At 74.8% G+C, this 6,151-nt stretch carries 6 protein-coding genes; 5 read left to right on the forward strand and 1 reads right to left on the reverse strand.

From position 1 onward, the window contains the following. The first annotated feature begins 2 nt into the window (after nt 1-2). Together ACFPBZ_RS23235 and ACFPBZ_RS23240 are read left to right on the forward strand one after the other, a co-directional pair. Nucleotides 3-728, forward strand: a complete 726-nt coding sequence (locus ACFPBZ_RS23235; protein ID WP_378038485.1) for a hypothetical protein — start codon at nt 3-5, stop codon at nt 726-728. Between the two features lie 14 nt (nt 729-742). Next, entirely contained in the window at nt 743-2,437 is a 1,695-nt protein-coding gene (locus ACFPBZ_RS23240) for an alkaline phosphatase D family protein (RefSeq protein ID WP_378038486.1), read from the forward strand. Between the two features lie 57 nt (nt 2,438-2,494). Here ACFPBZ_RS23240 and ACFPBZ_RS23245 read toward each other — a convergent pair whose 3' ends face one another. Further along, nucleotides 2,495-3,292, reverse strand: a complete 798-nt coding sequence (locus ACFPBZ_RS23245) for an enoyl-CoA hydratase/isomerase family protein (RefSeq protein ID WP_378038487.1) — start codon at nt 3,290-3,292, stop codon at nt 2,495-2,497. A 99-nt stretch (nt 3,293-3,391) separates the two neighbouring features. Between ACFPBZ_RS23245 and ACFPBZ_RS23250 the strand changes: the two genes are divergently transcribed. From ACFPBZ_RS23250 to ACFPBZ_RS23260, 3 genes are all read left to right on the forward strand, one after another. Further along, nucleotides 3,392-3,949 carry a Uma2 family endonuclease gene (locus ACFPBZ_RS23250; RefSeq protein WP_378038488.1) on the forward strand — a complete coding sequence of 186 codons (558 nt, stop codon included), beginning with the start codon at nt 3,392-3,394 and terminating at the stop codon, nt 3,947-3,949. A gap of 97 nt (nt 3,950-4,046) precedes the next feature. After that, nucleotides 4,047-5,177 carry a metallophosphoesterase family protein gene (locus ACFPBZ_RS23255; RefSeq protein ID WP_378038489.1) on the forward strand — a complete coding sequence of 377 codons (1,131 nt, stop codon included), beginning with the start codon at nt 4,047-4,049 and terminating at the stop codon, nt 5,175-5,177. Then, nucleotides 5,174-6,151, forward strand: a 978-nt coding sequence (locus ACFPBZ_RS23260; protein WP_378038490.1) for an AAA family ATPase, incomplete at its 3' end; no start/stop codon positions are given. The genes ACFPBZ_RS23255 and ACFPBZ_RS23260, both read left to right, overlap by 4 nt.

A 6,151-nucleotide genomic window follows, 5' to 3' on the forward strand; every position in this document is an offset into this window, starting at 1 on the left:
CCGTGCCCGCCCTGTTCGGGCGGGCACCCCGCCACGCGGCCGAGCCCTCGGCGACCCGCCCCGCCCTGCCGGGGTGGAAGATCGCCTACCCGATGCTGTCCGCCGACGGCACCACGGTCGGCTTCAACGGCGTCGCGCTCGGGCGCAGCCAGGTCTACGGCCTCGTCGCGGAGGCCGTGTGCGTGCAGTCGCCGCGCCACCGCTGCCCGTCGGCGTGGTGCGACTGCGGCTTCTACTGCTTCCACGACGCCGAGCAGGCCCGCGCGCTCGCCTGCGACGAGCAGTACGAGCGCAGCGTGCTGCTCGAGGTCCTCGCCTCGGGCCGCTACGTCTCCTACGAGCTCGGGCTGCGCTACCAGCGCCAGACGATCTCCTCGGTGCGCATCGGGCGCTGCCGCTGCGGGCGGGCCGCCGCGGCCCTCGACGACGTCGGCGGCGGCATCGTCGGGTGGCGCCGGCTCGAGGCCGTGTGCCGCGAGTGCGCCGGACGCCGGGCGGTCCTCTCGCTCGAGCAGCTCTCCCGGCTCGCCGGCGTGCCGGTCACGGTGGACGAGGGCGCCGAGCGCTCCGTCCTGGCCCCGCTCGCCCCGCTGCCCGAGCGGGCTCCCGAGGCCGCGGACCTCCCGCCCGAGGCGGAGATCCCGCTGCTCTCCGCCGAGGTCACCTTGCTGCAGGCCCGGCTCGACGAACTCCAACGACGCCTGGAAAGGCTGACCGACGGCCGGTGAGGCAGTCTGTCGGTGTGACCCCCGTCCCCGCGCTCGCCCTCGGCCCGATGCTCCGCCACGTCGGCTCCACCACGGCGACGCTGTGGATGGAGACGTCGCGCCCGGGAACCGTCGAGATCCTCGGCCGCTCGGGAGACGCAGCGGAGCCGAGCTCGACCATCGGCACGGCCACGACCTTCACGGTCTGCGGCCAGCACTACGCGCTCGTCGTGGTCCGGGACCTCGAGCCCGGCAGCAGCCGCACCTACGAGGTCACCCTCGACGGGACGCGCGTGTGGCCGCTGTCCGGTTTCCCGGACAGCCGCATCCGCACCCGCTCCACCACCGGCGACCCCACCGAGCGCGTCCAGCGGATCATCTTCGGCTCCTGCCGCTACCCCCCGACCGGCGATCCCGAGATGGAGGCGTCCTACGGGGTCGACGCCCTCGACGCCTACGCCGCCCGGGCCCTCAACCGCCTGCGCGGCGCCGAGGACCCGGAGGCCGCGGCCGCCGAGCTGCCCGACTCCATCTGCCTGCTGGGCGACCAGGTCTACGCCGACGACACCACGCCCCGCACCCAGCAGTGGATCCGGGAGCACCGGGGCCGCACCGACGACGACGGCCCCGGCGTCGAGGAGATCCTCGACTATCCCGAGTACGCCCACCTGTACTCCGAGACCTGGTCCGATCCCGAGATCCGGTGGCTGCTCTCGACCGCCCCCGTCGCGATGATCTTCGACGACCACGACATCCGCGACGACTGGAACACCTCGCAGGCGTGGCGCGACGAGATGGCCAAGCAGGAGTGGTGGCACCAGCGGGTGCGGGCCGGGCTCGCGTCGTACTGGGTCTACCAGCACCTGGGCAACCTCGACCCCGACTCGCTCGCCGACGACGCCCTCTACCGCAAGGTCATCGAGTCGCAGGACGACGTGTTCGGTCTGCTCGAGGAGCACGCCGGCCGCGCGGACGCCGCCGTGGGCCGCCCGGAGGGCGTGCGGTGGAGCTACCGCTGGGACATCGGGCGCACCCGGCTGCTGATGGTCGACTCCCGGTGCGGACGCGTCCTCAACGACGACGAGCGCCTCATGATCAACGACGAGACGTTCTCCTGGATCGAGGCCCAGGCCGCGGACGATCCCGAGCACGTCGACCACCTCCTGCTGGGCTCCTCGATCCCCTGGCTCATGCCGCCCGCAGTGAGCCAGGTGCAGTCGATGAACGAGCGCTCCGCCGCGCGCGGCAGCCGGTCGGCCGAGTGGGTCCGCCAGGCCGCCGACCTCGAGCACTGGCCGGCCTTCCGGGCGTCGTTCGACCGCCTCGCGCGGCTGATCGAGCGCACGGCCGCCTCGTCGTCCGCGCCGGCCACGATCTCCGTGCTCTCCGGCGACGTGCACCACTGCTACGCCGCGGCCGCCGAGTTCCCCAACCCCACGCGCTCCCGCGTCTACCAGCTCACCTGCTCGCCGGTGCGCAACGGCGTGCCCTGGTTCATGGAGTACGTCTTCGCCGCCGGCTGGACGCGCACCATGACCCGGGCACTCCGCCGGATCGGCCGCCGGTGGGGCGTGCCGCCCGAGCCGGTGGAGTGGGAGGCGGTCGGCGGGCCGTACTTCGGCAACGCGATCGCGACGCTCGAGGTCCACGGCCGGTCGGCCCGGGTGCGCTTCGAGCGCTCCACCCGCCACGGCGACCTCGAGCCGATCAGCGTGCTGCCGCTGACATGAGGTGAGCACATGTGAGCACTAATCCGTGTCCCGACACGGATTAGTGCTCACAGGCCGTCAGGCACCCCGGAAGGTCGCCTTGCCGTGCCCGCGCTCGACGAACGAGTCCATCGCCCCGCGCAGGTCCTCGGTGCCGAAGAGCTTTCCCGCGATCTCCCCGGTCCGGGCGTTCGCGGTGTCGAGGCCGTCCGCGGCGAGCGTCGCCAGGATCTCCTTGGTCGCGGCGTGCGCCACGGTCGGGCCCGCCGCGAGGCTGCGCGCGAGCTCGCGGGCGGTGCCGTCGAGCTCGTCGTCGGGGACCATCCGGTCCACCGCGCCCCAGCGCTCCATCTCCGCGGCGCCGAACCGGCCCGCCGTCATGACGAAATACTTCGCGCGGCCCTGCCCGCAGCGCTGCGCGAGGCGCTGCGTCCCGCCCATCGCCGGGGTGAGCCCGACGGTGGCCTCGATCAGCCCGAAGCTCGCCGACTCCCCCGCGACGATGAGGTCGCAGGCCAGGGCGAGCTCGAAGGCCCAGGTGAGGGTGAGGCCGTGGGCGGCGAAGACGGTCGGGAACGGCAGCCGGTGCACGCGCTCGCCCAGTTCGACGAGCTCGGCGAAGTAGGCGGTCCCCGCGTCGACGTCGCCGTTCTGCGCGATCGGGAGGAACGAGTCGCGCACGTCGACGCCGCCGCTGACGACCTTGCCCTCGGCCCGGAACAGCGCGCCGCGCGGGCGGTCGCGCTCGAGCGCGGTCACGGTCTCGGCGAGTGCGGCGTGCATCTCGCGGTCGTAGAGGTTGAGCGGCGGGTGGTTGATCGTCACGACGGCGAGCTCGGGGTCGGAGCCGGTCTCGATGCGGATCGGTGAGGTCACGGACCAGGACCCTGCCAGGTGGAACCCTGGGACGATCCCCGGAGTCGACAGGAGACGCAGCGAAGCGGAGCTCGACCATCAGGAAGGAGTGTGACGACCGTGTCTCTCCCGCTCTCCACCACCTGGCCCGGCCACCTCCTCGACCTGGCGGAGTGGGCCGCCCTGCCCGAGGACACCAGCCGGCGGGTGGAGCTCGCCGAAGGAGTTCTCCAGGTGGCCCCGAAGCCGATCCCGCTCCACCAGCGCATCGTCGTGCGGCTCGTGAACCAGCTCGACGCCGGCGCCGACGGACGGTGGGCCGCCTTCGCCGACGTCGAGGTGGTGATCGAGGACGCCCCGGCGGCAACCGTGCGCGCGCCCGACGTCGTGCTCGTCCCGCCCGACCTCTCCGTGACCGTCCCACGGTGGGACGCCCGGGAGGTGATGGCCGCCGTCGAGGTCCTCCTCCCCGGCAGCCGTCGGCTCGACCGCATCGTGAAGTTCCACGAGTACGCCGACGCCGGGATCCCGGTGTACCTGCTCGTCGAGGCGACCGACGACGGCGTCGAGCTGACCGAGTTCGTGCTGGTCGAGGGCGCCTACCAGCAGGTCGCCGTGCACCGCGGGACCGCGGCGCTCCGGCTCGGCGTCACCCTGGATCTCGCCGCTCTCGCGTGACTGTCGGACCCCTGTGCTGTCCTGATCGAGGTCGTCGTGGGGTGTCGCCGTCGGGCACCTCGGATCGGCGGCCTACCGTGCCCGAGGGGAGGTCCGCATGCGCTTCGTCCACACCGCCGACTGGCAGCTGGGCATGACGCGCCGGTTCCTCGGGGCGGGACGGGTCGGGCAGACCGTCGGCGAGGCGCAGGCCCGGTTCGCGCAGGCCCGGCTCGACGCGGTCGTGGCGCTCGGCGAGGTGGCCCGCGAGCAGGGGGCCGCGTTCGTCCTGGTGTGCGGCGACGTGTTCGAGTCCAACCTCGTGGGGCCCGACGTGGTGGGCCGCGCGTGCGAGGCGCTGCGCACCTTCACCGTCCCCGTGCTGCTCCTGCCGGGGAACCACGATCCGGCCGACGCCTCGCTCGTCACGCGGCGGGCCGACTTCGCGCGGCGCTGCCCGCCGCTCGTGCGGGTACTCGACTCCCCCGGGGTGCACGAGGTTGCCCCCGGCATCGAGGTGGTCGCGGCGCCGTGGGCCACCAAGCGCCCGCTGTCCGATCTCGTGGGCGACCGGCTGCGGGCGCTCGAGCCGGCGCCCGAGGGCGTCGTGCGGGTGCTGGCCGGGCACGGCGCGGTCGACGTGCTGAGCCCCGACGCGCACGATCCGGCGGTCGTGCGCACCGACGCCTGCCGGGCGGCGCTGGCCGACGGCCGGGTGCACTACGTGGCGCTCGGCGACCGCCACTCCACCTGGGCGCTGCACGGCGAGCCGCGCATCGCCTACTCCGGCGCCCCGGAGGTCACCTCGCACGAGGAGACCGACCCGGGCAACGTCCTGCTGGTCGAGGTCGTCGGGGGCCGCACGACGACGACGCCGGTGCGGGTCGGGCGCTGGGCGTTCACCCGCGACGAGGCCCACGTCGACGCCGACGACGACCTGGCGGCGCTCGACGCCCGGTTGTCCGCCGTGCCCTCCCCGGAGCGGACGGCGCTGCGCCTGACGTGCGAGGGCACCGTGACGCTGCGGCAGCGGACGCGGCTCGACGAGATCACCGAGGCGCACGCCCCGGTGTTCGGCGCCCTCGAGATCGACACCGCCGGGCTGGTGACCCGGCCCGACGACGCCGACGTCGACGCGCTCGGCCTCACCGGGTTCGCGGCCGACACCGCCCGCGAGCTCGCCGCCGCCGAGGACGACCCGGAGGCCCTCGACGCCCTGGCCCTGCTGCACCGGTTGGCCGCGCGATGAGGCTGCTGCGGATCCGGCTCCGCGAGTTCCGCGGGGTGCACGACCGGGAGGTGCACCTCGCCGAGCAGGGCGTCACGGTGCTGGAGGGCGAGAACGAGGTCGGCAAGACGTCCACGGTCGCGGCGCTCGACCTGCTGATGGACTACCGCGACAGCTCCACCGCCGCCGACGTCAAGGCGTGCGCCCCGGCGGGGCGCGACGCCGGGCCGGAGGTCGAGGCCGAGTTCGTCACCGGCGGCTACCACGTCGTCTACCGCAAGCGGTGGCTGCGCCGGAAGCTCACCGAGCTGACCGTGCTCGCGCCCGCCCCCGAGCAGCACACGGGCCGCGAGGCGCACGACCGGATGGTCGCGATCCTCGACGAGACGATCGACCGCAGCCTGTGGCGGGCGCTGCGCGTCGAGCAGAACACCCCGCTCGGCCAGGCCGACCTCGGCGGGCACGACGCGCTGACCCGCGCCCTCGACCGGGCGGCCGCTGGCGGCTCCGGCGCCGGTGGAGCGGGTCCGGGCCAGGCCGCCGACGCCGTCGCGGAGGGCCTGGTGGAGCGGGCGCTCGCCGAGGTTCGCCGCTACCACGGTGGCCACCACCGGCCGGTCGGCCCGCTGCGCGCTGCGATCGAGCGCCTCGACGCGGCGCGGGGCGAGCTCGAGGCCGCCACGGCGGGCGTGGCCGAGGTGGAGCGCGACGTCGACCTGCGCGCCGAGCTCGACCGCGAGGCCACCGCGCTGGCCGAGGAGCGGCGCACACAGACCGAGCGGGTCGGCGAGCTCGAGGACCGGTGGACCGCGCTGGAGGACCGGCGGCTCGAGGTCGCCGCCGCCGCCGACCGGGCCGAGATGACCCGGGAACGGGCCGGGCGCGCCACCGACCGCCACGACGCCCGGCAGCGCCTCGTCGCCGCCGCGACCGCGGCCGGCGCCACCGCGGACGCGGCCGGGGAGGTGCTCGCGGGCCACGCCGGCCGGGACGCC

Origin of the sequence: Actinomycetospora atypica (assembly GCF_042653685.1) — a bacterium.
Lineage (GTDB): Bacteria > Actinomycetota > Actinomycetes > Mycobacteriales > Pseudonocardiaceae > Actinomycetospora > Actinomycetospora atypica.

Coding starts and splice junctions, on each gene's coding strand:
- ACFPBZ_RS23255 (WP_378038489.1), top strand. CDS start 4,047: ATGCGCTTCGTCCACACCGCCGACTGGCAGCTGGGCATGACGCGCCGG.